The sequence below is a fragment of the Ideonella sp. sgz306126 genome (genome assembly GCF_056032705.1).
Map to the genome: position 1 here is coordinate 211,918 of NZ_JBVYWP010000001.1, position 23,042 is coordinate 234,959.

Below are 23,042 nucleotides of genomic sequence, written 5' to 3' on the forward strand. Positions count from 1 at the left end.
GCTGCCGACGGCTCGACATGGCGATATCGGTTCGCTGACATGCTCAAACATCTGACGCTCAAGGACTTCGTCATTGTCACGTCGCTGGACGTGAGCTTCGAAGGCGGCTTTTCGGTCCTGACCGGCGAGACCGGTGCCGGCAAGTCGATCCTGATCGACGCCCTGCAGTTGGCGCTCGGCGCCCGGGCCGAGAGCCTGGTGGTTCGCGAGGGCGCGGCGCGCGCCGAGATCACGGCCTGCTTCGACTGCCCGGCCTCACTGGAGCCCTGGCTGGAGGAGGCCGGTTTCGAGACCGGCGACGAGTTGCTGCTGCGCCGCATCGTCGACGCCCAGGGCAAGAGCCGCGGCTTCGTCAACGGCAGCGCCGCCACCGCCAACCAGTTGCGCGACATCGCCGGCCACCTGGTCGACATCCATGGCCAGCATGCCTGGCAGGGCCTGACCCGGCCGGCCGCCGTGCGTTCCCTGCTCGACGAACAGGCCGGCGTCGATCCCCGGCCGATGGCCGAGGCCTTCGCAATCTGGAAGCAGGCCTCGGAGAGGCTGGCCCAGGCACGCGCCCGCCAGGGCGAGCTCGACACCGAGCGCCAGCGCCTGCAATGGCAGATCGGCGAACTCGAACGCCTGGCCCCCGGCGCCGACGAATGGCCCGAGCTGACCGCAGAGCACCAACGCCTCGCCCATGGCCAGGCCCTGGTCGACGGCGCGGCGCGCAGCCTCCAGTGGCTGGATGCCGACGACCGCGGCGCCACCGCCGCGGTCAGCAAGACCCTGGCCACCCTGGACGAGCTGGTCTCGTTCGACCCGCGACTGGCCGACGTGGTGACGGCGCTGCAAGGCGCGCAGGCCCAGCTCGACGACGCCACCCGCACGCTCAACGCCTACCTGTCGCGCGCCGAGCCCGAGCCCGGCCGGCTGGCCGGACTGGAGGCCCGCCTGAGCGACTGGATGGGCATGGCTCGCCGCTTTCGGCAGCCACCCGAAGCCTTGCCAGCGCTGCTTCGGCAGTGGCGCGACGAGATGAGGTCGCTCGATGCCGCGGCGGATCTGGCGGGGCTGGAGAGCCACCTGGCGGCCGCCGAGCAGGCCTGGCGCGACGAGGCCTCGCGGGTCAGCGCCGTGCGCCGAAAGGCCGCGCTGCCGCTGGCGCTGCGCGTGACCGAGGCGATGCAACAGCTGGGCATGGCGGGCGGCCGCTTCGAGGTCGCGCTGCTGGCACAGGACGCGCCGCAGGCCCACGGGTTGGAAACGGTGGAGTTTCGCGTCGCCGGGCATGCGGGCAGCGAACCGCGCCCGCTGGCCAAGGTCGCATCGGGCGGCGAGCTGTCGCGGCTGGCGCTGGCGATCGCCGTCACGGCAGCGCAGGCGCGTCGCGCCGGCCCGGCGACCCTGATCTTCGACGAGATCGATTCCGGCGTCGGCGGCACCGTGGCCGACGCGGTGGGCCGGATGATGAAGCAGCTCGGCCGCAGCGCGCAGGTGCTGGCCGTGACCCATCTAGCCCAGGTGGCCGCGTGCGCGAACCGGCATTTCGTGGTCGCCAAACACACGCAGGCCGGCACCACCCACAGCCGGATCACCGCGATCGCCGGCGAGGCCCGGGTGGCCGAAGTCGCCCGGATGCTGGGCGGTGAACGTGCCAGCGGCACCAGCCAGGCCCATGCACAGGAATTGATCCAGCAGGCGAGCCGAGCCCAGGTCGCGGACGCGTCGCCCGCCGGGCCGCAGCCATGAATGCCGCCCGGCCGCCCGAAGGGGTGAATCTCCGCCCGGAGGGACAGGGCCTCAGGCCCCAGGGTGCGCCGACGATCAAGGGCTCGCCCGAAGGGGCCGACACCTCGCCGCGCGAGGTCGTGCTGGTCACCGGCATCTCGGGCTCGGGCAAGTCGGTGGCGCTGCACGCGCTGGAGGACGCGGGCTATTTCTGCGTCGACAACCTGCCGCCCGAGCTGCTGCACGAGTTCATCCGCGTCGAGAGCGAACACGGCGTGCAGCGCATGGCGATCGCGGTGGACGTCCGCACCGCCGGCTCGCTGCCCTACCTGCTACCGGTGCTGGACCAGTTGCGCGCCGAAGGTGTGCAGGTGCGCAGCGTGTTCCTCAACGCCACCACCGAAGCCCTGGTGCGGCGCTTCTCGGAGACCCGGCGCCCGCATCCGCTGAGCAATCCGGTCGATGCCAACGATTTGCACCGGGCGCTGTTCGACGCGATCGAACTCGAACGCGACCTGCTGGCCGATCTGCACGACCGCTCCACCGTGCTCGACACCAGCCAGTTGCGCCCGACCCAGCTGCGCCTGTGGATCCGTGACCTGGTCGGCGCCACCCGCAGCGGCCTGACCCTGGTGTTCGAGTCCTTCGCGTTCAAGCGCGGCGTGCCGCTGGACGCCGATCTGGTGTTCGACGTGCGCGTGCTGCCCAACCCGTTCTACATCCGCGAGTTGCGGCCGCTGGACGGCCGCGATGCGCCGGTGGCCGACTATCTTCGCGCCCAGCCCGAGGTCGGCGAGATGTTGGCCCAGATCGAAGCCTTCGTGCGCCGCTGGCTGCCGGCCTTCGAGGACGACCAGCGCAGCTACCTCACGGTGGCCATCGGCTGCACCGGCGGCCAGCACCGCTCGGTGTATTTCGTCGAGACGCTGTCGCGGCATCTCGCCGGGGCGACGACGACCTTGATCCGCCACCGCGAGCTCGACCACGCCGGCTGAGCCGACCCGCGCTCAGCGGCTCGGTGGCAGCAGCCGGGCAACGGGCGCGGGCAGGCCGTACCCGGCCAGGTCGGTCTGCCGCACCCAGCGCCCGGTCGGCCAGGTGGCCGTCAGCACCTCGTCGCGCCGGGCTTGCGCAGGCAAGCGGTGGCAGACGGGGCTGAGATCCCAGTCGAAATGGGTCAGGGTGTGCGAGAAGGCCGGCAGCAGTTCGGTCGCGCCCGGCCAGCCTCCCAGCCACGCCTGCAGCTCGTCGAGCGAGTCAAATTCGGGCAAGGACCACAGACCGGCCCAGACTCCGGTCGCCGGTCGCTGCACCAGCCAGTGGGCGTCGCCCTGGCGCAGCCACAGCAAGGCATGGCTGCGTCGCGAGCGCTTCAGCTTGCGCGTGCGCACCGGATAGGCTTCGGGCCGGCCCTGCGCCCTGGCCACGCACAAGGCCTGCCACGGACAGACGTCGCACTGCGGCGCGCGAACCGAGCAGACGGTCGCGCCCAGGTCCATCAAGCCCTGGGTGTAGACGCGCATCGGCTCGCCCGCCTCGGGCAGCAAGGCCTGGGCCAAGGCCCACAGCGCCCGCTCGTGGCCGGCCAGCGCCAGATCGGCATCGAAGCCCAGTGCCCGGGACAGCACGCGCCGGACGTTGCCATCGAGGATGGCGCTGCGCTCGCCCTGGCAGAAGGCGGCGATCGCGGCGGCGGTCGAGCGGCCGATGCCGGGCAAGGTCATCAATTGCTCCGCACCGGCCGGGAAACGTCCGCCGAAGTCGCTCATCACCGCTTGCGCGCAGCGGTGCAGGTTGCGCGCTCGGCTGTAGTAACCCAGCCCGGCCCACAGCGCCAGCACCTCGTCCAACGGCGCCGCGGCCAACGCCTCGACATCGGGAAAGCGCGCCAGAAAACGCTCGTAGTAAGCCAGCACCGTGGCGACCTGGGTCTGCTGAAGCATCACCTCCGACAGCCAGACTCGGTAGGGATCGCGGCTGCGCTGCCAGGGCAGCGCATGGCGGCCGTGCTGGCGTTGCCAGGCGATCAGGGCCGGTGCGAGGGACGGCAGCGGGGCCGTCACGCCGAGCGACTGTCCGGCTGCCAGACCTCGCCCTGCGCCGGCGCGGGGCCGGCCGCCTCGGTCGCCGGCCCCTGCTCAGCGCGCAGGCGCACGGCCGAGCCCAGGCGGTACGCGTTGTCGATCTGCCCCAGCAGCCGGGCGTCCAGGGATTCGACCTCGATCAGGCGGTGCTCCAGTTCGCCCGTCGCGCCCAGGATGCGCTCCAGCGACTCGGCACGGCGCTTGAAGCTGCGGCGCCGCTCGCGGTTCTGGCTGTCGATCATGGTCGACGCCGTCTGGTTCCAGGCCTCGATCTCGTTGCTCGCCGACTCGAACACGGTGCGCAGCTTGGAGACCAGCATGCCTCGAAGCTGTTCGTTGAAACCCGCCGAGCTCAGGCGAACCACGCCGGCCACGCCGAAATAACGGCTGTAGCCGCGTTCGATCCGGTGCAGCTCTTCGCGGAACGACACCAGATCGGGCACCGGCGCCAGCGCGAGCGAGAAGCCGTAGTCGCTGTTGAGCTGTTCGAACGATGCCTGCAGCATCTGGCCGATCTCGGCGCACTGGTGGGCCGCCTGCTCCACGTGTTCGACCATCTGTTCGCACAGCCTGGCGAACGACGAACGCGCACGCAGGTTGAACCAGCTGGCGCCCAGGCTGGTCTGCAACTCGGCCACGCCGGTGCGGATGCGCTCGGCCGACAAGGTGTTCAACGCCTTGCGCAGCATCCGGGCGTGCACCGAGCGCAAGGCAGCCAGCCGCGCCGAGCTGCGCTCGAACTCGGCGCTGTCGGCATGGATGCGCTCCAGCATTTGCTCGACACGGGCCTGGCTTTTGCCGCGCAGCCCGCGCAATTCCAGCATTTGCTCGGCGTTGTGGCGACGCAGGTCGCGCAGGCGGCGGGTGGCGTGCTCCAGCAAGGACTGCACGCCGCCGATCACCGCCTTGGCCAGCACCTGCTGGCGCTGCGGCAGCAGTTCGGCGTTCAGGGCCGCCTCCAGCGCCGGCAGCCGGCTGGCGGCGAGTTGGCCGGCGTCGTCTTCCATGCGCGCGCTCAAGGCCATGCGCGCCGAGACCGGAAACACCCGGTCGCGGCCGATGTGCAAGGTTTCGGCGGTGCTGCGGCACTGGCGCTCGATCGAGGCCTCGCGCTGCGCCTCGGTGGCCAGCGGATCGGCCAGCATGTCGACCTTGTTCAGCACCACGAAACAGGCCAGCCCTTGGCCGCCCAGGTGACGGCTCCAGATGTCCATGTCGGACCGGGTCACGCCGGTGTCGGCGCCCAGCACGAACAGCGCCGCGTGGGCGCTGGGCAGCAGGCTCAGCGTCAACTCGGGTTCGGCGCCGATCGCGTTGAGTCCGGGCGTGTCGATCACCACCAGCCCGCGCCGCAGCAGCGGGTGCGGGTAGTTGATGATCGCGTGGCGCCAGGCCGGCACCTCGACGCAGCCATCGTCGCCCAGCAGCGGGTTGTCGGCACCGACATCGTCGGACCACAGCGACAAGGCCCTCGCTTCGTCGACCGTGACCCGCCGGGTGCGCGTGACTTCCGTCAGCGCATGGGCCAGCGCCTCGGTGTCATTCGGATCGAGTTGGCGCCGCTTCCACTGGTCGCGCTGCTGGCGCCACTCCGCCAGCGAGGCGCCGGTATAGCGGCTGTCGATCGGCAGCAGGTCCAGCGTCGGCAGCTCGTTGTCGTCCCAGGACAGTTCGACCGGACACATCGTGGTGCGCCCGGGAGTGGCCGGGAGGATGCGGCGGCCGGCATCCGAGAAGAAGATCGCATTGATCAGCTCGCTCTTGCCGCGCGAGAACTCGGCGATGAACGCCACCACGAGCTTGTCGCTGGCCAGGCGTTGGCGCAGCGACTGCGCGCTGGCCAGCCCGGCCGGCGCCAGCAGGTCGGCGTCCGTCAGGTAGGCGACCAGCGCCGCGAAGTCGTTTTCGAGCGCCAGCCGCCAGTCGGCCAGGGCATCCAGGCCAGGCACCAGCGGCGGCAGCAAGGGCATCGGGTGGGTCGACGTGGCTTGGTCAGCGTGCTTCACAATGGCGCCGATCGTAGCCTGAAAGGCCTTGCGGCCGGCCGGTTCGGCGCGTCATGGCGCCGCCAAGCGTGGCTTCTTTCCCACCCTTCGCAGCGGCGTCGAGTCGCGCCCCGCGTCATCGGTGCTGGCAGGTCGGGCAGAAATAGGTGGCGCGCTGACCCTGGACGATGCGCCGAATGCGGCTGCCGCAGCGCCGGCAGGCCTCGCCTTCGCGCCCATAGACCCGGGCCTGGCCCTGGTACTGCCCGACGCTGCCGTGGGCGTCGCGGAAATCGCGCAACGTCGAGCCCCCGGCGGCAATGGCCTCGCCCAGCACCTGGCGGACCGCCGCCAGCAAGCGTGCGGCGCGCACCACCCCGATGCGCTGGCAGGACGTGCGGGGATCGATGCCGGCCTCGAACAAGGCGTCGCTCGCGTAGATGTTGCCGGCGCCCACGATGATGTCTCCGGCCAGCAAGGCCTGCTTGATCGCCACCCTGCGTCCGCGCAGCGCGGCGTGGAAATCCGCCGCGGTGAAGCTCAGGTCGAACGGCTCGCGGCCCAGCCGCGCCAGCAGCGTCACGGCCGGCGCATGCTGCAGCGAACGCGACCACAGCAGCGCACCGAAGCGCCGCGGGTCGGTCAGGCGCAGCGTGCCGCGATGCGTCACCAGATCGGCATGGTCGTGCGGGCCCGGTGCCCCGGCATCTTCGACGAAAGCCAACGAGCCCGACATGCCCAGGTGCCACAGCAGCCCGCCGGCGGCCGTCCCGTCGGTCGCTCGCAGCGGCAGCCACAGGTACTTGCCGCGGCGCTCCAGGTCGCCGACCGTCAGTCCCGCCAGATCCGCGCCGTCGCAGCCCGGCGCATGCCGCAAAGGCTTGCCCAGGCGCAAGCCCAGCACTTTCGCGCCGGCCAGGTGAGCCAGGCTGCGACGCGTGACCTCGACCTCGGGCAACTCGGGCATGCGCCCATTATCCGTGGCCGAGAAGGACCACAGGGGGCCCCACTAGAATGAGTCGATCCAGGAGTGACGATGACGCGATTGCCTGCCCGCACGGCCTCTCTTCTTTCTCGGGCCGCCCGCCATCGCTGGCGGCTCTCGGGCCTGGCATGGGCGCTGACTGCCGCACTGGGAGCGCACGGCCAAGGCCGTCCTGACCTGGCGGCACCGCCCGCGATCGCCGCCAGCCAGGCGGCGGTCCGGAACTCGGAACTCGACGCGCCGATGTTCTACCAGCTGCTGGTGGGCGAGATGGAAGCGCAGGAGGGGCGCCTGGCCAATGCCTACGAGGTGATGCTGGACGCGGCGCGGCGCAGTCACGACAGCGGGCTGTACCAGCGCGCGGTCGAACTGGGCATCCAGATGCGTTCCGGCGACCAGGCGCTGGCCGCCGCCAAGGCCTGGCGGGCCGCACACCCCGAGTCGATCGAAGCCACCCGCACGATGCTGCAACTGGCGGTGGCGCTCGACCGGCCGGGCGATCTGGCCGAGCCGCTGCGCGGCTTGCTGCAGCAGTTGAAGGGGGACGACCGCACGGCCGCCATCGCGGGCATGCCCCGCTTCCTGGAAAACATGTCGGACAAGTCCCGGGTCTTCGCGACGGTGGAGCAGGCCCTGGCTCCCTACGCGACCGCCCAAGCCACCCGCACTGCCGTGCGCGTCACGCTGGGTCGGATGGCGCTGGCCGCCGACAAGCCGGAACAGGCGCTGAGCCTGGACCAGCGCGCGCTGGCCGACGATCCGGGCGCGCCGGGGCCGGTCCTGCTCGCGCTGGACCTGATGCCCCGTGAGCCGGCGGCCGAGGCCCTGGTGCAGACCGCGCTGGCACGGCCCGACGCATCGGCGATGATCCGCATGGCCTACGCGCGCACGCTGGAGCAGCGTCAGCGCATCGTCGACGCGATCGCGCAGATGCGGCTGGCGCTGCAGCAGCAGCCTGATCTACCGCAGGGCTGGTTGAGCCTGGGAGCGGCCTTGCTCGACCTGCACGAGACCGACGCCGCCGTCGACGCGCTGCACCGCGCGCAGGCCCAGTTGCCGGCTCCGGCGGCCGCAGGCGCCGCGAGCGGCCCCCTCCCCTCGGACGCCAACGACCACCGACTGAGCGACGTGATCTGGCAGTTGCTGGCCCAGGCCGCGGAACTGCGCGGCGACGACGCGGCCGTCACCTCGGCGCTGTCCCACATCGACCCGGCCCGGGCGGATTTGTCGGTGCGGGTCAGCCAGGCCGGGGTGTTGGCCCGCGCCGGTCACGTGGATGAAGCCCTCGCGCTGGTACGCGAGGCGCCGGCCGCGGACCACCCGAACGACCGTGCCCGCCTGCTGGCCCAGACGCAGGTGCTGCGTTCGGCCAAGCGCTGGCAGCAGGCCTACGACCTGCTGCTGGAGGCCTTGCGCAAGACGCCGGACGACACCGACCTGATGTACGAAATGGCGATGCTGGCCGACCAGCTCGACCGCCCTGCCGACATGGAAGCACTGCTGCGCCGGAACATCGCGCTCAAGCCCGACGACGCGCAGGCGCTCAACGCACTGGGCTATTCGCTGGCCGATCGCAATCAGCGGCTGGACGAGGCGCTGGCCCTGATCCGGCGCGCCGTGGCGAAGGCGCCCGACGACCCGTTCGTCGCCGACAGTCTGGGCTGGGTCGAGTACCGGCTCGGGCACCGCGACGAGGCACTGCGCATCCTGCGCAAGGCCTATGCCCAACGCCCCCACGTGGAAGTGGCCGCGCATCTGGGCGAGGTGCTGTGGACCAGCGGGCAGAAGGACGAGGCGCGGAAGGTCTGGCGTGAGGGCGCTGCCCGCGACCCCGACAACGAGGTGCTGCGCAAGATGCTGGCTCGCCTGCAGGTTCATTTGTGAGGCGGATCCGACAGGCGTTTCGGCCGGGTCGGCGCCGGGTCGCCGCCTGGCTGGCCGGCGTGACGCTGCTGGCCGGCTGCGCGACGCCGCATCTGCCGACCGACCGCCTGGCGCCGCCGGTGAGCGGTCGCATGCTGATCAAGGTCGACGCCACCGCCCAGCGGCCACCCCAGTCGCTCAGTGCGGCCTTCGAGCTGTCGGGCACCGACACCCAAGGCCGCCTGATCCTCCTGAGCCCACTGGGAACGCTGCTGGCCGACGCGCGATGGACACCGGTCGGGGTGCAGCTGAGCACCGCCGACGGCGTTCGCCGCTTCGACGACTTGCCGGCGCTGTCGCGCGAGGCGCTGGGAGAAGACATCCCGCTGCAGGCGCTGACGTCCTGGCTGGCCGGCAAGCCCTGGCCCGGCGCAGCGTACGACGCCACCGCCGCGGGATTCGCCCAACTGGGCTGGGGGGTCGACTTGTCCCGCTGGTCGGCCGACGCGCAGATCGAAGCGCGCCGCGCGAGCCCGCCGGCGGTCCTGGTGCGCGCCCGCATCGATCGATGACACCGCCCCGATCGCCCGCGACGCCCCCGCCACCGCCCGAGACCCTGCTCGCATGACCTCCTCCCGCCCATGAGCCTGACCGCGCTGTTCGACCTGCCTGCCCCGGCCAAGCTGAATCTCTTCCTGCACGTGATCGGCCGCCGCGCCGATGGCTACCACCTGCTGCAGTCGGCCTTCGTGCTGATCGACTGGGCGGACACCTTGCACCTCGAACGGCGTGATGACGGCCGCCTGGCACGCCACGACCTGGGCCCCGCCCTGCCCGCCGACGACTTGTGCCTGAAGGCGGCGCGCGCGCTGCAGCAGGCCAGCGGCACCCGCCTGGGCGCCGACATCTCGATCGACAAGCAGCTGCCCTGGGGAGCCGGGCTGGGCGGCGGCAGCTCCGACGCGGCGACCGTCCTGCTGGGCCTGAACCGCTTGTGGCGCCTGAACTGGTCGCGCGAGCGCCTGCTCGAACTGGCCCGGCCCCTGGGCGCCGATGTGCCCTTCTTTGTCGGCGGGCACAACGCGTTCGTCGAAGGCATCGGCGAGCAACTCACGCCGATCGAGATTCCTGTGCAGTGGTTTGCGGTGCTGAAGCCCGCGGCCGGGCTGTCGACCCAGGAAATTTTTTCCAGCCCGCTGCTGACACGAAATACAAAGCCTGCTACAGTAGCGGGCTTACTTGCTGACATGCAGCAGCGCGCAGGAAGAGGTGCTTTTGCTTCGGAGTCTTCTGGAGACCGGGTGAAAGACGCATTTTTCGGCCGCAACGACTTGCAGGACGCGGCCGAAGCCTTGTGCCCGGACGTGGCGCTGGCGGGCCGATGGCTGGCAGCTCGGTTCGGCAACAGCCGGATGACGGGCTCGGGCAGTGCGGTGTTTGCAAGTGTGAACGGTGATGCAGGCGCAGGCGATCAAGCCATGGCGACCTTGGCTGAGGGTGAATGGCCCGCAGCGTGGGTTGGTCGGATGTGCCGGAGTCTGGCCCGTCATCCGCTGGTCGGATGGGCCGACTGAAAGGTTGAAGGGCGTGGCCTCGTGCCATGTCCTGTGTAGGGGAGTCGCCAAGTTGGTCAAGGCATCGGATTTTGATTCCGACATGCGAGGGTTCGAGTCCTTCCTCCCCTGCCAAATGACTGAAGATCTGACCGCGCCACTTGGCGCGGTTGCTGTTTGACGGCGCCGCGCGGCGCCTGCGCTGTACCAAGGCACCCTTGAAGCCCGCCCCCACCGGAGAAGCTGACGTGCTGTTCAACACCGTCCTGTTCACGGGCAACGCCAATCCGGTGCTGGCCCAGGAAATCGTCTCGCACCTGGGCGCCGAACTCGGCAAGGCCAAGGTCGGCCGCTTCTCCGACGGCGAAGTCGACATCGAGATCCAGCAGAACGTCCGCGCCCGCGACGTCTTCGTCGTGCAGTCCACCTGCGCGCCGACGAACGAAAACCTGATGGAACTGATGATCATGGTCGATGCGCTCAAGCGTGCCAGCGCACGCCGCATCACGGCCGTGATCCCCTATTTCGGCTACGCCCGCCAGGATCGCCGTCCGCGCTCCACGCGAGTGCCGATCAGCGCCAAGGTCGTCGCCAACCTGCTGGAGACCGTCGGCGTCGAGCGCGTGCTGACGATGGACCTGCACGCCGACCAGATCCAGGGCTTCTTCGACATCCCGGTCGACAACATCTACGCTTCGCCGGTGCTGCTGACCGACCTGAAGGCCAAGAACTACTCTGACCTGGTGGTGGTGTCGCCCGACGTCGGCGGCGTGGTCCGCGCCCGTGCGCTGGCCAAACAACTGGGCTGCGACCTGGCGATCATCGACAAGCGCCGCCCCAAGGCCAACGTGTCGGAAGTGATGCACGTGATCGGCGAGATCGACGGCCGCAACTGCGTGATCATGGACGACATGATCGACACCGCCGGGACGCTGGTCAAAGCGGCCGAGGTGCTGAAGGACCGCGGCGCCAAGCACGTCTACGCCTACTGCACCCACGCCGTGTTCTCGGGCCCGGCGATCGACCGCATCAACCAGTCGCACCTCGACGAAGTGGTGATCACCAACACGATCCCGCTGAGCGACGCCGGCAAGGCCTGCGCCAAGATCCGCCAGCTGTCGGTGGCCTTCCTGTTCGCCGAGACGATCCGCCGCATCTCGGACGGCGAATCGGTGACCTCTTTGTTCTCGGAGCAGAACAACAACTTCTGATCCGTTTCGCGGGCGGGCGATCCGAACGGTGAGCCCGCCTTTTTCACAGGGGCGATTCTGGTCGCGGACGCCCCGACTCACAGGAGAGTGTTATGCAATTCGTCGCTTTTGAGCGCGCCAAGCAGGGGACCGGAGCGAGCCGCCGCCTGCGCATCTCGGGCAAGGTCCCTGGCATCGTGTTCGGTGCCGGCGAGCCCGCCATGATCGAGCTCGATCACAACGCGCTGTACTTCGCGTTGAAGAAGGAAGCCTTCCACTCGTCGATCCTCGACATGGAACTGGCCGGCAAGACCCAGAAGGTCCTGCTGCGCGACTTCCAGATGCACCCGTGGAAGCAGCAGGTGCTGCACGTGGACTTCCAGCGCGTCGATGAAACGACCCGCCTGCGCAAGAAGGTCCCGCTGCACTTCTCGAACGAGGAGAACTCGGTCGCGGTCAAGACCGACAAGTGCGTGGTGTCGCACGTCGCCACCGAGATCGAGATCGAGTGCCTGGCCACCCAGCTGCCCGAGTTCGTCGCGGTCGACCTGTCGGGTCTGGTGCGCGGCAAGAGCCTGCACGTGTCCGACCTGACGCTGCCCGAGGGCATCAAGGCCGTCAAGCACGGCACGCAGAACCCGGTCGTCGTGTCGGTGGCCGAACCCAAGGTCGAGGAAGAAGTCGTGGCCGCCCCGGTGGCCGTGGACGACAAGGCCAAGGGCAAGGGCAAAGGCAAGAAGTAAGTTCAAGCCCGTTGGGGCGCTGGACAACCTCGAAGGCCCCGCTTGCGGGGCCTTTTGCATGGGCGCGCCGATCGCTGCCTGGGTGTCACTGCGCGCGGTGCGAAGCGGCCTCTTCGAGGGTCCGCGCATCGACGTAGGCCTTGATCGCCCACGTGGCCTCCTGGGTGAACACGCTCGCGTAGGCCGGCATGGTGTAGCGGCCTTCCAGGTTCTTCTTGCCGTTCAGCACCACGTCCTTGAAGTAGTCGTCGCTGTCCTTGAGGCAGGCCTGCTGCTTGGCCGGGGTGGCCAGATGCAGACAGTCGCCGTCGAGCTTCAGCAGATCGGGCGCCACGCCGCCGGACACCGCATTCAGGCCATGGCAGCCGGCGCAGTTGTGCTCGTAGCCATCGGCCCCGATCGCCGCCGCCTTCGGGTTGCCGCGGTACGGATTGGGTTCGATCCAGTCGCTGCCCAGCGTCGGCAGGCCGGCCGTATCGACCGGGTGCGGCGTGACGTCGCCATGCGCCTGGGCCAACCCTGCGCTGAACCACGCCAGCGCCCCGGCCCCGATCGTTGCGACCCATCTGCGCGGGCGTTTCGTTCGATCGCGGCAGGCCGCCTGGGCAGCGGGCGGTGAGGCAGGAACATTCATGGCAGGTCTCCGGTCGTTTTGAGGCACACAAGTCCCTGCCTTTTCGCAAGCGGCATGCCACGCCCGATGCGCTCCAGACCGCCACAATCCTGGCTCGGCAGACCGCATCCCGCGACATCGGCGAGCCAGCCTGACACACCGGCGTTGCAGCGACCGGTCGCCCTGCCCGGCCAAGCCGCTGGTTTACACCCAGGCGACCGATACCGAAGGACCGCGGCCAGGGTGGCACCGGTCGCGGTCCGGTGCGGGGCTCAGAGCAGCGAGTCCGGCGCGACGTAGTCGTAGCCCAGATCCCGCGCCACGGCCTGGTAGGTGACCTTGCCACGGGCGACATTCAAACCGGCCTTCAGATGAGGATCGTCGCGCAGCGCCTGCTTCCAGCCCTTGTCCGCCAGCGCCAGGCCGTGCCCGATCGTGGCGTTGTTGAGCGCAAAGGTCGAAGTACGCGCCACCGCGCCAGGCATGTTCGCGACGCAGTAGTGGACGACGTCGTCGACGACGTAGGTCGGCTCGGCATGCGTGGTGGCACGCGAGGTCTCGAAGCAGCCGCCCTGGTCGATGGCCACGTCGACCACCACCGCCCCCTTCTTCATGCACCGGATCATGCTGCGGGTGACCAGCTTGGGCGCGGCCGCCCCCGGGATCAGCACCCCGCCGATGACCAGGTCCGACTCCAGCACCTTCTCCTCCAGCGCCTGGGCGCTGGAGAACAGCGTCTTGATCCGGTTGCCGAAGACCAGATCGAGCTGCCGGAGCCGGTCCACGTTCTTGTCCAGCACCGTCACCCTCGCGCCCATGCCCACCGCCATCTGCAGGGCATGGGTGCCGACCACCCCGGCGCCGATGATCAGCACATGCGCCGGTTCCACGCCCGGCACGCCGCCCAGCAGCACCCCCATGCCGCCCTTGCTGCGCTCCAGGTGCGCTGCGCCGGCCTGGATGCTCATCCGACCGGCCACCTCGCTCATCGGAGCCAGCAGCGGCAAGCCGCCGCCGGGGCCGGTGATGGTTTCGTAGGCGATGCAGATGGCGCCCGAGCGCAGCAGAGCCGCGGTCTGTTCCGGATCCGGCGCCAGGTGCAGATAGGTGTAGAGGATCTGGCCTTCGCGCAGCATCGCGCATTCCTGCGGCTGCGGCTCCTTCACCTTGACGATCATGTCGGCGCGCGCAAAGACCTCGGCCGCCTCGCGCACCAGCACCGCGCCTGCGGTGGCGTAATGCGGGTCGTCCAGACCCACCGCCGCGCCCGCCCCGCACTGCACGATCACCTCATGGCCGCGCGAGGTGAATTCGCGCACGCTGGCCGGCGTCAGGCCGACGCGGTATTCGTGGTTCTTGATTTCCTTGGGGCAACCGATGCGCATGATGAGTCTCCTGTGTGGCCGGGCTCGGGGCCCGTGGGCCGATTCTGGGAACAGTGCGGGCTATCGCATAGATGCATCGGCAAGTCTCCGATTACATTAGAAATACTGATATGACCAGAGGCTCGTCATGAACGTCCTGGACACCGCCGGCCTGGATTGCCTGGCTGCGCTGGCCGAAGCCGGCAGCTTCGAGCGGGCCGCGCAGTTGTTGAGCATCACGCAGTCCGCGGTGTCGCAGCGCCTGCGGTCGCTGGAGACCCATGTCGGCCACCTGCTGGTGGTGCGGGCCCGGCCGCTGCGGCTGACCGAGCCGGGCAAGGTACTGCTGCGCTATGCCCGCCAGATCCAGGCGTTGCGCGCGGACGCGGCGCGGGAACTCGGCGCCGCCCTGGCGCGCGACGAGCGCCTGCCGATCGCCGTCAACGCCGACAGCCTGGCGACCTGGGTGCTGCCGGCGCTCGATCCGCTGGTGCGCGCCGGCCAGCGCAGCCAGGGCGGCTATGGGCTGGAGCTGATCGTCGACGACCAGGACTTCACCCACGACTGGCTGCGCCAGGGCGACGTGCTGGGCTGCGTCAGCACCGTCTCGCAGGCCTTGCGCGGCTGCACCTGCCAGGCGTTGGGGTTGATGCGCTACGTCGCGCTGGCCTCGCCCGCCTTCGTCGCCGAGGCCATGCCGCGCGGGCTGAATCAGGCCAATTTCTCGCAGCTGCCGTTCATCGTCTTCAACCGCAAGGACGACATGCAGGCCCAGTGGGTGTCGCGCGCTTTCGGTGTGCGCGACCCGCGGCTGAAGGAGCGCTTCGTCCCCAGCAGCGAGGCCGGCGCGCGCGCTGCGGCGATGGGCTGGGGCGTGGCGGTGCTGCCCGAACTGCTGGCCAGGCCGCTGGTCGACGCCCGAGCGCTGGCCGTGCTGCATCCGGACATCACGATCGACGTGGCGCTCTACTGGCACCAATGGAAGCTGGGCGGCGACGACTCGGCACCGCCGTCCGCACGCACCAGCCTGATGGACCGGATCGGCCAGGCCGTGATCGCCGGCGCCGCCGCGGCGCTCGGGCCGCCGCCGGCGTGAACCGGAGGCTGCCCGCCGATAATGCGGCCCATGATTCGCTTGATCGTCGGCCTGGGCAACCCCGGCCCGGAATACGAAGGAACGCGCCACAACGCCGGCGTCTGGTGGCTGCAGGCCGCGGCCCAGCGCCTGGGCGCACGGCTCGACGCCGATCGTGCCTACCATGGCCTGGTGGCCCGGGTGAATCGCCCCGGCGGGCCGGTCTGGCTGCTGCAGCCCATGACCTACATGAACCTGTCGGGAAAATCGGTGGCGCCGCTGGCGCGCTTCTTCAAGATCGAACCGGCCGAGATCCTGGTCGTCCACGACGAACTCGATCTGCTGCCCGGCCAGATGAAGCTCAAGCAAGGTGGCGGTAACGGCGGCCACAACGGGCTCAAGGACATCCAGGCGCAACTCGGATCGGCCGATTTCTGGCGCTTGCGCCTGGGCATCGGCCACCCGGGGGTGAAGGCCGAGGTCGCCGGCTATGTGCTGCGGCGCCCGCCCGCGGCAGAACGCGAGGCCGTGGAACGAAACATCGACGATTCGATCGCGACACTGGATCTGCTGCTGGACGGCGCGATGGACAAGGCCATGATGAAGATCCACGCCAAGCCGCCGCGCCCCAAGCCGGCACCCGCGCCGGAACGCGCCGCGACGAGCGCGCCGGACCCTGTCCAAGGAGGAGAAAGCCAATGACCCGACACCGCCTGATCGCACTGGCCGCCAGTCTGGCTGGCGCCCTGATGCCGCTGACCAGCAGCGCGGGGACCGCGGTCTATCGCTGCGGCCAGACCTACCAGCAGGCCCCGTGCGCCGCCAGCCCGGGCCAGATCGTCGAGGTCGGTGACCCACGGGCCACCGATCAGCAACGAGACCGCGACAACGCGACGGCTGCGGACCAGAAACTGGCCCGCGAGTTGGCCGCACAGCGGCGCGAACGCGAGAAAGGGCTGCATCCGCAGACCCGGGCGGCCGGCATCCCGGTGGCCGCCGCGGCGCCGCCGGCGTCGTCGCCCGACCCGAGCGCGAGGTGCAAATCCGGCGCCAAGTCAAAGACCCAACGCGGCCGCCGCATCCGCTGCGTCGGCAACACCCCGTTGTACGTCGCGCCGGCGCCGCCCGCCGGCCACTGACCGCCGGGCGGGGGGCCGCAACCGCCTCAGAGCGCCGGGACCTTGCCCGCCGCCGTCATCAGCCGGCGGTACTTCTGTTCCAACTGCTCGCGGCTCTCGATCCGGTCCGGGTTCACCGGGATGCATTCCACCGGACAGACCTGCACGCATTGCGGGGTGTCGAAGTGGCCCACGCATTCGGTGCACTTGTTGGGATCGATCACGTAGATCTCGGTGCCGAGCGAGATCGCCTCATTCGGGCATTCGGGCTCGCACACATCGCAATTGATGCATTCGCTGGTGATCATCAAGGCCATCAGACATCCTTCGGCTGGGAAACGCGCTGCTGCAGGCGCTGAAGCACCGAGGGTGCCACGAACTTGGAAACATCACCGCCGAGGCTGGCAATCTCGCGCACGAAAGTGCCGCTGACGAACTGGAACTGGTCGCTGGGCGTCAGGAACAAGGTCTCGACCTCGGGCATCAGCTGGCGATTCATGCCCGCCATCTGGAATTCGTACTCGAAATCGCTGACCGCGCGCAGCCCCCGCACCACCACCTGGGCGTTGTGCTCGATCACGAAATCGCGCAGCAGGCCGCGGAAGGCGATCACCTCGACGTTGCCGCAGGGCTTGGCCAGTTCGGTGGCGATCGCCAGCCGCTCGTCGAGCGTGAACATGGTGCGCTTGTGATGCCCCGCGGCGACCGCCACCACCAGCCGATCGAACAGGCGGCTGGCACGGCGCATCAGGTCTTCGTGGCCCAGGGTCATCGGGTCGAAAGTGCCGGGGTAGACGGCGCTCAGGGGGCGGGCAGCGGTCATGAGGTCGACAGAGTGGGCGCGATGACGCAAGAGGGGAAGTTTAATCCGGTGTCCGCTGCCACAGGCTGGCATGGACGGCCCCGGCGCGGGTCTGGCGATGCAGCGCCAGACCATCGAGGGCTTCCGGCGGCGGCTCGCCCGATTCGAGGTAGATCCAGCCGAGGGGTACCACCAGGCGCGCGGCGGCCTGCATTGCCGGCAGGGCCCAACCCGCATCGAAAGGCGGATCGAGCAACACCAGCTCGAAATGCGCCGGCGGCGCACCGCGCATCCAGCCCAGCGCATCGGCCCGCATCACGCGCAGCGTGTCGGCCTTCAAGCGCTCGCGAGAAGCATTGAGCGAACGCACCAGCTCGGCGTCGTGTTCGATCAGCAAGACCTCGGCCGCGCCGCGCGAAGCCGCCTCGAAGCCCAGCGCGCCGGAGCCGGCGAACGCATCCAGCACGCGCCAGCCGCCGAGATCCTGGCCGAGCCAGTTGAACAGCGTTTCGCGCACGCGGTCGGGCGTCGGGCGCAGGCCGGGCTTGTCCGCCACCGGCAGCCGGCTGCGCCGCCACTGGCCTCCGATGATGCGCACCTCGTGCGGGGCGCCGCGCGGCGCGGCCGGGGTGCGGGCACGTGCCGTTGAAGGGCCGCCCGCCTCGGCGGCTGTGCGGGCGGCGCGCCTGGTCAAAGCCGCACCGGCACGCCAGCTCGGGCCATCAAGGCCTTGGCCTGCCCGACGGTGAACTCGCCGTAATGAAAGATGCTGGCCGCCAGCACCGCGTCGGCCCCGCCGACCTGGATGCCTTCCACCAGATGCTCCAGCGCGCCGACGCCCCCCGACGCGATCACGGGCACCGGCACGGCATCGGAGACCGCCCGGGTCAGCGGCAGATCGAAGCCGATCTTGGTGCCGTCGCGGTCCATGCTGGTCAGCAGGATCTCGCCGGCACCGAACTCCGCCATCTGGCGCGCCCACGCAACCGCGTCGAGGTGCATGTTCTTGCGGCCGCCGTGGGTGTAGACGTCCCAGCCCGGGCCCTTGGCCGCCAGATCCTCGCCCACCCGCCGCTTCGCGTCGATCGCCACCACGATCGCCTGCGAACCGTACTTGTCCGACGCCTCGCGGATGACCTGCGGGCGGGCCACCGCGGCCGAGTTGAAGCTGACCTTGTCCGCGCCGGCATTGAGCAGGCGGCGCACGTCCTCGACGCTGCGCACGCCGCCGCCGACGGTCAGCGGAATGAAGACCTGGGAGGCCACCGCCTCGATGATGTGCAGGATCAGGTCGCGGCCGTCGCTGGTGGCGGTGATGTCGAGGAAGGTGAGTTCGTCGGCGCCCTGGTCGTTGTAGCGCGCCGCGATCTCCACCGGGTCGCCGGCGTCGCGCAGTTCGACGAAGTTGACGCCCTTGACGACGCGGCCGCCGGTCACGTCCAGGCAAGGAATGATGCGTTTGGCGAGCATGGGTTCCACGAGCAGACAGCCGGCGACGACGTGCCGCCGGAATCTGCGATTGTCGCAGCAGCGCTGCCATCGCGACACAACCGGCTGTTACCCCCTGCGGCCCGCGACTCTCAAGAATGGGGGTCCCGGTTCAGCCGGAACCGGAACTTCAGGAGACTGCGATGGCCAAGAAGATTCTGATGCTGTGCGGCGATTACGCCGAGGACTACGAGACGATGGTGCCGTTCCAGGCCTTGATGGCCGTGGGGCACACGGTGCATGCGGTGGCGCCCGACAAGGTCGCTGGCGACTGGGTGCACACGGCCATCCACGACTTCGAGGGCGCCCAGACCTACAGCGAGAAGCCGGGCCACCGCTTCACGCTGAATGCCAACTTCAAGGACGTGAAGCCGGAGACCTACGACGCGCTGGTGATCCCGGGCGGACGCGCCCCCGAATACCTGCGATTGAACGCCCGCGTGGTGGAGATCGCTCGCCATTTCCTGGCGGCGGACAAGCCGATCGCCTCGGTCTGCCACGGCGCGCAGATTCTGGCCGCGACCGGCCTGATCAAGGGGCGCAGGGTCTCGGCCTATCCGGCCTGCCAGGTCGAGATGGAACTGGCAGGCGCCGAGTACTGCGGCATCGCCGTGGACTCGGCCATCACCGACCGCAACCTGGTCACCGCCCCGGCTTGGCCGGCGCACCCGGCCTGGCTGGCGCAGTTCCTGGCGGTGCTCGGCACGCGCATCGACGCCTGAGCAGCCCGCCCGCCTTGCCGCGGGCCGGTGCGCGGCGTAGAGTCGGGCGCGCCGCGCCTGCGGCCGTCTTCAGGAGACACGCCATGTGCGAAATCTTCATCAGCGCCGACCCGCACAGCTACGACAGCCGGACCCGGTCGGTCCGCCTGCACGGCGTGGTCACCAGCATCCGGCTGGAGCAGTTGTTCTGGGACGTGCTGACCGAGATCGCCCAGCGCGACGGCATGAGCGTGGTGCAATTGATCGAGAAGCTCTACGACGAATTGATCGAGGCGCGCGGCGAGGCCGGCAACTTCGCGTCGTTCCTGAGGGTCAGCGCGCTGCGCTACGAAGCACTGCTGGCCCATCGCGGCATCCCGACAGACACCCGGGTCGCGATCCGTTCGATCGACGCCCAGCGAGCCTTGCAAACCCTGCCGGCCGGCTGGCGCCACAGCGCAGCGGGCGAGTCTCAGTCGCCGTTCAACTCGTCCGCCCTGGCCTGACCGGCGGCGAAGTCCAGGCTGCCGGTGTAGATCGAGCGGCCGCAGATCACGCCGTCGATGCCTTCGTGCTCGACCGCGCACAAGGCCTCGATGTCGGCCAGGTTCGACAGGCCGCCGGACGCGATGACCGGGATCGTCAGCGCCTGGGCGAGCTTCACCGTGGCCTCGATGTTGATGCCGGTGAGCATGCCATCGCGGCCGATGTCGGTGTAGATCACGCCTTCGACGCCGTAATCCTCGAACTTCTTCGCCAGGTCCACCACCTCGTGGCCGGTCAGCTTGCTCCAGCCATCGGTGGCCACCTTGCCGTCCTTCGCGTCCAGCCCGACGATGATGTGGCCGCCGAAGGCCGTGCAGGCGTCGCGCAGGAAGCCGGGGTTCTTCACCGCCGCGGTGCCGATGATGACGTAGGAGATGCCGTCGTCGAGATAGCGCTCGATCGTGTCCAGGTCGCGGATGCCGCCGCCCAGCTGCACCGGGATCTCGTCGCCGACTTCCTTCAGGATGGCCTTGATCGCGCCCTCGTTGACCGGCTTGCCGGCGAACGCCCCGTTCAGGTCAACCAGGTGCAGCCGGCGCGCGCCGGCGTCCAGCCAGCGCCGGGCCATCGCCGCGGGGTTGGCCCCGAAGGTGGTGGAGACGTTCATGTCGCCTTGTTCAAGACGAACGCATTGACCGTCTTTCAGGTCGATCGCGGGGATCAGCAGCATGGCCTGTGGAGGGCGAGTGAGGAAATGGGCATCGCAGCGGCGAGCTGCGATCAGCGGGGAAGGGAGGGGATGCTCGGCGCCTGAGCCGAATCAGGGACGCCAGTGCAGGAAATTGCGGTACAGGGCCAAGCCATGCGCGGCGCTTTTCTCGGGGTGGAATTGGGTGGCAAAAATATTATCCCGCGCGAGCGCGCAGGTAAAGCGCTCACCGTACTCGGTCTCGCCCGCCGTGTGGCGCGGGTCCGACGGCGCGGCATAAAAGCTGTGCACGAAGTAGAAGTAGGCGTCGTCGGGCACGCCGGCCCAGATCGGATGCAGACGCCCCTCGTGGCGACGCTGGCCGACCTGGTTCCAGCCCATCTGCGGGACCTTGTAGCGGCTCCCGTCGGGCTGCAGCCGGCCTTCGAGCCGGAAGCGCAGCACCCGTCCGGGGATCAGGCCCAGGCCCGGCGTGTCCTGTTCTTCCGAGTGGTCCAGCAGCATCTGCATGCCCACGCACACGCCCATCAAGGGTTTGGTCGCGGCGGCTTCGAGCACGGCGTCCCGCAGACCCGAATCGGCCAGTTCGCGCATGCAGTCGCGCATCGCCCCTTGCCCGGGCAGCACGACACGCTCGGCCGCGCGCACCTCGTCAGGCCGGGAGGTGACGATCACGTCGACGCCCTCGCCCGCCGCCACGTGCATCACCGCCTGCGACACCGAGCGCAAATTGCCCATGCCGTAGTCCACCACTGCAACGGTTCGGGTCATGACCGAGCTCCCGCCAGGCCGCCCCAAGGGAGGTCGGCCCCCTCGGGGGGCAGCGAAGGCGCGGAGCGACCCGCTTGGAGGCTCGCGTTCATCAGAGCATGCCCTTGGTCGAAGGAATGACGCCGGCCGAACGCGGGTCCAGCGTCAGCGCCATGCGGATCGCCCGGCCGAAGGCCTTGAAGATCGTTTCGCATTGGTGATGGGCGTTGCGGCCCTTGAGGTTGTCGATGTGCAGGCTGACCAGCGCGTGGTTGACGAAACCCTGGAAGAACTCGAAGGCCAGCTGGGTGTCGAAGGCGCCGATCATGCCGGCCTTGAAATCCACGTCCATCGCCAGCCCCGGGCGGCCGGAGAAATCGACCACCACGCGCGACAAGGCCTCGTCCAGCGGCACATAGGCGTGGCCGTAACGCGTGATGCCGACCTTGCTGCCGATGGCCTGTGCCACCGCCTGGCCCAACGCGATGCCCACGTCCTCCACGGTGTGGTGGCCGTCGATGTGCAGGTCGCCGTGCGCCTCGATCTCCAGGTCGATCAAGCCGTGGCGGGCGATCTGGTCCAGCATGTGGTCGAAAAAGCCGATGCCGGTGGCCAGCTTGGCCTGGCCGGTGCCATCGAGGTTGACGCGAACGCGGATCTGCGTTTCCTTGGTGTCACGCTGAACTTCAGCGATACGGGGCGCGTTCATGCGGAGACCTTCCGGTTCAGATCGTTCAGCGCGGCGGCAAAGGCGGCCAGCATGTGTCGATTTTCGTCGGGCGTGCCGACGGTGATGCGCAGGCAGTTGGCCAGCAAGGGATGCAGGCCGGAGACATTCTTGACCAGCACCTTGCGCGCCTTCATGCTTTCGAAGATCCGCCGGGCGTCGGGCACGCGCACCAGGATCATATTGGCCTCGCTGGGAAACGGCTGCACGCCCTTGTCGGGTGGGAACGCACCCAGGGCGGTCAGGATACGGGACCGCTCGGCCCGGATCACCGCGGCCTGCCGGGCGTATTCGTCGACGTGCTCCAGCGCGAACAGGGCCGCCTCGCAATTGAGCACGCTGATGTTGAACGGCGGGCGCAGCTTGTCGATCTCGCGGATCAGCGATGCGCGGCCCATCAGATAGCCGATGCGCACGCCGGCCAGCCCGAACTTGCTCATCGTGCGCATGATCAGCACATGATCGAAGCGCCTCAAGCGAGCCAGCGAATCGCGCGCGGCGAACGGCTGGTAGGCCTCGTCCATCACCACCAGCCCGGGCGCGGCCTCGATGAGGGCATCGATGACGGCGTCGTCCCACAGGTTGGCCGTCGGGTTGTTCGGGTAGGCCAGCCAGACGATGGCCGGCTGGTGCTCGCGGATGGCCGCCAGCATGGCCGGGCCATCGAGCTGGAAGTCGGCCGTGGTCGGCACGCCGACGAACTTCAGGCCCTGCAGCCGGGCCGACATCTCGTACATCACGAAGCCGGGCAGCGGCGCCAGCACCACGTTGCCCGGCACGTCGGCCGCCAGCGTCAGCAGGCTGATCAGCTCGTCGGAGCCGTTGCCCAGCATGAGGTCGCAGCCCTCGGGCATCCGGGCGTGTCGGGCCAGCGCGGCGCGCAACACCTCGCCGCGCTCGGCCGGGTAGCGGTTCAGCGCGACCTCGGCCAGCCGCTCGCCCAGCTGGCGGCGCAGCGCCGCCGGCAACGGGAACGGGTTTTCCATCGTGTCCACCTTGACCATGCCGGCGCTGGGCTGCACGGCGTAGCCATGCATGCCTTGCACGTCGGCGCGAAGGTAGCGGGTCATGCGGGTCGCAAGCGTGGTCATGG

Annotated in this window: 25 protein-coding genes and 1 tRNA gene; 13 read left to right on the forward strand and 13 right to left on the reverse strand. The window is 69.5% G+C overall.

Annotation, left to right across the window (positions count from 1 at the left end; all coding sequences use genetic code 11):
- Positions 1 to 39 precede the first annotated feature (39 nt).
- Both recN and rapZ read left to right on the forward strand, forming a co-directional pair.
- Positions 40 to 1,734 carry a DNA repair protein RecN gene (gene recN, locus AC0N04_RS00990; RefSeq protein ID WP_474277712.1) on the forward strand — a complete coding sequence of 565 codons (1,695 nt, stop codon included), beginning with the start codon at positions 40 to 42 and terminating at the stop codon, positions 1,732 to 1,734.
- Entirely contained in the window at positions 1,731 to 2,708 is a 978-nt protein-coding gene (gene rapZ / locus AC0N04_RS00995) for an RNase adapter RapZ (protein ID WP_474277714.1), read from the forward strand. Before recN ends, rapZ begins: the two co-directional genes overlap by 4 nt.
- Positions 2,709 to 2,720: 12 nt before the next feature.
- Here rapZ and mutY read toward each other — a convergent pair whose 3' ends face one another.
- The 3 genes from mutY to mutM form a co-directional block, all read right to left on the reverse strand.
- Entirely contained in the window at positions 2,721 to 3,776 is a 1,056-nt protein-coding gene (gene mutY, locus AC0N04_RS01000) for an A/G-specific adenine glycosylase (protein ID WP_474277716.1), read from the reverse strand.
- Positions 3,773 to 5,803 carry a dynamin family protein gene (locus AC0N04_RS01005; RefSeq protein WP_474277718.1) on the reverse strand — a complete coding sequence of 677 codons (2,031 nt, stop codon included), beginning with the start codon at positions 5,801 to 5,803 and terminating at the stop codon, positions 3,773 to 3,775. The genes mutY and AC0N04_RS01005 overlap by 4 nt, the downstream gene beginning before the upstream one ends.
- Positions 5,804 to 5,918: 115 nt before the next feature.
- Positions 5,919 to 6,749 (reverse strand): bifunctional DNA-formamidopyrimidine glycosylase/DNA-(apurinic or apyrimidinic site) lyase, encoded by an 831-nt coding sequence (gene mutM, locus AC0N04_RS01010; protein ID WP_474277719.1) that lies wholly within the window; start codon positions 6,747 to 6,749, stop codon positions 5,919 to 5,921.
- Between the two features lie 69 nt (positions 6,750 to 6,818).
- On the opposite strand from mutM, the gene AC0N04_RS01015 reads away from it, so the two are divergent.
- The 6 genes from AC0N04_RS01015 (at position 6,819) to AC0N04_RS01040 (ending at position 12,116) form a co-directional block, all read left to right on the forward strand.
- Positions 6,819 to 8,651: a tetratricopeptide repeat protein gene (locus AC0N04_RS01015; RefSeq protein WP_474277721.1), complete on the forward strand. Its 1,833-nt coding sequence runs from the start codon at positions 6,819 to 6,821 to the stop codon at positions 8,649 to 8,651.
- Entirely contained in the window at positions 8,648 to 9,202 is a 555-nt protein-coding gene (locus AC0N04_RS01020; RefSeq protein ID WP_474277723.1) for a lipoprotein insertase outer membrane protein LolB, read from the forward strand. The genes AC0N04_RS01015 and AC0N04_RS01020 overlap by 4 nt, the downstream gene beginning before the upstream one ends.
- Positions 9,203 to 9,271: 69 nt before the next feature.
- Complete coding sequence (gene ispE / locus AC0N04_RS01025; RefSeq protein WP_474277725.1) at positions 9,272 to 10,204, forward strand: 4-(cytidine 5'-diphospho)-2-C-methyl-D-erythritol kinase; 933 nt, start codon at positions 9,272 to 9,274, stop codon at positions 10,202 to 10,204.
- A gap of 37 nt (positions 10,205 to 10,241) precedes the next feature.
- Positions 10,242 to 10,318: transfer RNA gene (locus AC0N04_RS01030), tRNA-Gln, on the forward strand.
- Positions 10,319 to 10,431: 113 nt separating this feature from the next.
- Positions 10,432 to 11,394 carry a ribose-phosphate pyrophosphokinase gene (locus AC0N04_RS01035; protein ID WP_474279019.1) on the forward strand — a complete coding sequence of 321 codons (963 nt, stop codon included), beginning with the start codon at positions 10,432 to 10,434 and terminating at the stop codon, positions 11,392 to 11,394.
- A 92-nt stretch (positions 11,395 to 11,486) separates the two neighbouring features.
- Complete coding sequence (locus AC0N04_RS01040; protein ID WP_474277727.1) at positions 11,487 to 12,116, forward strand: 50S ribosomal protein L25/general stress protein Ctc; 630 nt, start codon at positions 11,487 to 11,489, stop codon at positions 12,114 to 12,116.
- Positions 12,117 to 12,201: 85 nt separating this feature from the next.
- Here the strand turns inward: AC0N04_RS01040 and pedF are convergent, their stop codons facing one another.
- The gene (gene pedF / locus AC0N04_RS01045) at positions 12,202 to 12,750 is read right to left on the reverse strand and encodes a cytochrome c-550 PedF (protein ID WP_474277729.1); all 549 of its coding nucleotides are present in this window, start codon (positions 12,748 to 12,750) and stop codon (positions 12,202 to 12,204) included.
- Between the two features lie 251 nt (positions 12,751 to 13,001).
- Positions 13,002 to 14,114, reverse strand: a complete 1,113-nt coding sequence (gene ald, locus AC0N04_RS01050) for an alanine dehydrogenase (RefSeq protein WP_474277731.1) — start codon at positions 14,112 to 14,114, stop codon at positions 13,002 to 13,004.
- 127 nt (positions 14,115 to 14,241) lie between these two features.
- On the opposite strand from ald, the gene AC0N04_RS01055 reads away from it, so the two are divergent.
- Genes AC0N04_RS01055 through AC0N04_RS01065 form a run of 3 tightly spaced genes read left to right on the forward strand, consistent with a single transcriptional unit; the run spans position 14,242 to position 16,307 of the window.
- Complete coding sequence (locus tag AC0N04_RS01055; protein ID WP_474277733.1) at positions 14,242 to 15,189, forward strand: LysR family transcriptional regulator ArgP; 948 nt, start codon at positions 14,242 to 14,244, stop codon at positions 15,187 to 15,189.
- Positions 15,190 to 15,219: 30 nt separating this feature from the next.
- Complete coding sequence (pth, locus tag AC0N04_RS01060; RefSeq protein WP_474277735.1) at positions 15,220 to 15,870, forward strand: aminoacyl-tRNA hydrolase; 651 nt, start codon at positions 15,220 to 15,222, stop codon at positions 15,868 to 15,870.
- Positions 15,867 to 16,307, forward strand: a complete 441-nt coding sequence (locus tag AC0N04_RS01065; RefSeq protein WP_474277737.1) for a hypothetical protein — start codon at positions 15,867 to 15,869, stop codon at positions 16,305 to 16,307. Before pth ends, AC0N04_RS01065 begins: the two co-directional genes overlap by 4 nt.
- 26 nt (positions 16,308 to 16,333) lie before the next feature.
- On the opposite strand, the gene AC0N04_RS01070 is transcribed toward AC0N04_RS01065, so the two are convergent.
- From AC0N04_RS01070 to hisF, 4 genes are read right to left on the reverse strand one after another with little or no spacing between them, the layout of a single operon-like run.
- Entirely contained in the window at positions 16,334 to 16,603 is a 270-nt protein-coding gene (locus AC0N04_RS01070) for a YfhL family 4Fe-4S dicluster ferredoxin (RefSeq protein WP_474277739.1), read from the reverse strand.
- Positions 16,603 to 17,109, reverse strand: coding sequence for a pantetheine-phosphate adenylyltransferase (coaD, locus tag AC0N04_RS01075; RefSeq protein WP_474277741.1), 507 nt, complete (start codon positions 17,107 to 17,109; stop codon positions 16,603 to 16,605). Before coaD ends, AC0N04_RS01070 begins: the two co-directional genes overlap by 1 nt.
- Before the next feature lie 40 nt (positions 17,110 to 17,149).
- Positions 17,150 to 17,782, reverse strand: coding sequence for a 16S rRNA (guanine(966)-N(2))-methyltransferase RsmD (gene rsmD / locus AC0N04_RS01080; RefSeq protein ID WP_474277743.1), 633 nt, complete (start codon positions 17,780 to 17,782; stop codon positions 17,150 to 17,152).
- The gene (gene hisF, locus AC0N04_RS01085) at positions 17,779 to 18,558 is read right to left on the reverse strand and encodes an imidazole glycerol phosphate synthase subunit HisF (protein ID WP_474277745.1); all 780 of its coding nucleotides are present in this window, start codon (positions 18,556 to 18,558) and stop codon (positions 17,779 to 17,781) included. The genes rsmD and hisF overlap by 4 nt, the downstream gene beginning before the upstream one ends.
- A 161-nt stretch (positions 18,559 to 18,719) precedes the next feature.
- Here hisF and AC0N04_RS01090 point away from each other — a divergent pair, with 161 nt between their 5' ends.
- Both AC0N04_RS01090 and AC0N04_RS01095 read left to right on the forward strand, forming a co-directional pair.
- Positions 18,720 to 19,298, forward strand: coding sequence for a DJ-1/PfpI family protein (locus AC0N04_RS01090; RefSeq protein WP_474277747.1), 579 nt, complete (start codon positions 18,720 to 18,722; stop codon positions 19,296 to 19,298).
- A gap of 83 nt (positions 19,299 to 19,381) precedes the next feature.
- Positions 19,382 to 19,783: a ribbon-helix-helix domain-containing protein gene (locus AC0N04_RS01095; RefSeq protein WP_474277749.1), complete on the forward strand. Its 402-nt coding sequence runs from the start codon at positions 19,382 to 19,384 to the stop codon at positions 19,781 to 19,783.
- On the opposite strand, the gene hisA is transcribed toward AC0N04_RS01095, so the two are convergent.
- From hisA to hisC, 4 genes are all read right to left on the reverse strand, one after another.
- Entirely contained in the window at positions 19,750 to 20,493 is a 744-nt protein-coding gene (gene hisA / locus AC0N04_RS01100; RefSeq protein ID WP_474277751.1) for a 1-(5-phosphoribosyl)-5-[(5-phosphoribosylamino)methylideneamino]imidazole-4-carboxamide isomerase, read from the reverse strand. The genes AC0N04_RS01095 and hisA overlap by 34 nt on opposite strands.
- A gap of 90 nt (positions 20,494 to 20,583) precedes the next feature.
- Positions 20,584 to 21,243 (reverse strand): imidazole glycerol phosphate synthase subunit HisH, encoded by a 660-nt coding sequence (gene hisH, locus AC0N04_RS01105; protein WP_474277753.1) that lies wholly within the window; start codon positions 21,241 to 21,243, stop codon positions 20,584 to 20,586.
- Positions 21,244 to 21,334: 91 nt separating this feature from the next.
- A complete protein-coding gene (gene hisB / locus AC0N04_RS01110) occupies positions 21,335 to 21,931 on the reverse strand; it encodes an imidazoleglycerol-phosphate dehydratase HisB (protein ID WP_474277755.1) in 597 nt (198 codons plus the stop codon).
- The gene (gene hisC, locus AC0N04_RS01115; protein WP_474277757.1) at positions 21,928 to 23,040 is read right to left on the reverse strand and encodes a histidinol-phosphate transaminase; all 1,113 of its coding nucleotides are present in this window, start codon (positions 23,038 to 23,040) and stop codon (positions 21,928 to 21,930) included. Before hisC ends, hisB begins: the two co-directional genes overlap by 4 nt.
- Positions 23,041 to 23,042: the final 2 nt, after the last annotated feature.

Coding starts and splice junctions, on each gene's coding strand:
- pedF (WP_474277729.1), bottom strand. CDS start 12,750: ATGAATGTTCCTGCCTCACCGCCCGCTGCCCAGGCGGCCTGCCGCGAT.
- pth (WP_474277735.1), top strand. CDS start 15,220: ATGATTCGCTTGATCGTCGGCCTGGGCAACCCCGGCCCGGAATACGAA.
- mutM (WP_474277719.1), bottom strand. CDS start 6,749: ATGCCCGAGTTGCCCGAGGTCGAGGTCACGCGTCGCAGCCTGGCTCAC.
- AC0N04_RS01095 (WP_474277749.1), top strand. CDS start 19,382: ATGTGCGAAATCTTCATCAGCGCCGACCCGCACAGCTACGACAGCCGG.
- hisH (WP_474277753.1), bottom strand. CDS start 21,243: ATGACCCGAACCGTTGCAGTGGTGGACTACGGCATGGGCAATTTGCGC.
- ispE (WP_474277725.1), top strand. CDS start 9,272: ATGAGCCTGACCGCGCTGTTCGACCTGCCTGCCCCGGCCAAGCTGAAT.
- AC0N04_RS01090 (WP_474277747.1), top strand. CDS start 18,720: ATGGCCAAGAAGATTCTGATGCTGTGCGGCGATTACGCCGAGGACTAC.
- rapZ (WP_474277714.1), top strand. CDS start 1,731: ATGAATGCCGCCCGGCCGCCCGAAGGGGTGAATCTCCGCCCGGAGGGA.
- hisA (WP_474277751.1), bottom strand. CDS start 20,493: ATGCTGCTGATCCCCGCGATCGACCTGAAAGACGGTCAATGCGTTCGT.
- AC0N04_RS01065 (WP_474277737.1), top strand. CDS start 15,867: ATGACCCGACACCGCCTGATCGCACTGGCCGCCAGTCTGGCTGGCGCC.
- hisC (WP_474277757.1), bottom strand. CDS start 23,040: ATGACCACGCTTGCGACCCGCATGACCCGCTACCTTCGCGCCGACGTG.
- coaD (WP_474277741.1), bottom strand. CDS start 17,109: ATGACCGCTGCCCGCCCCCTGAGCGCCGTCTACCCCGGCACTTTCGAC.
- AC0N04_RS01015 (WP_474277721.1), top strand. CDS start 6,819: ATGACGCGATTGCCTGCCCGCACGGCCTCTCTTCTTTCTCGGGCCGCC.
- recN (WP_474277712.1), top strand. CDS start 40: ATGCTCAAACATCTGACGCTCAAGGACTTCGTCATTGTCACGTCGCTG.
- AC0N04_RS01040 (WP_474277727.1), top strand. CDS start 11,487: ATGCAATTCGTCGCTTTTGAGCGCGCCAAGCAGGGGACCGGAGCGAGC.
- hisB (WP_474277755.1), bottom strand. CDS start 21,931: ATGAACGCGCCCCGTATCGCTGAAGTTCAGCGTGACACCAAGGAAACG.
- ald (WP_474277731.1), bottom strand. CDS start 14,114: ATGCGCATCGGTTGCCCCAAGGAAATCAAGAACCACGAATACCGCGTC.
- AC0N04_RS01070 (WP_474277739.1), bottom strand. CDS start 16,603: ATGGCCTTGATGATCACCAGCGAATGCATCAATTGCGATGTGTGCGAG.
- hisF (WP_474277745.1), bottom strand. CDS start 18,558: ATGCTCGCCAAACGCATCATTCCTTGCCTGGACGTGACCGGCGGCCGC.
- AC0N04_RS01055 (WP_474277733.1), top strand. CDS start 14,242: ATGAACGTCCTGGACACCGCCGGCCTGGATTGCCTGGCTGCGCTGGCC.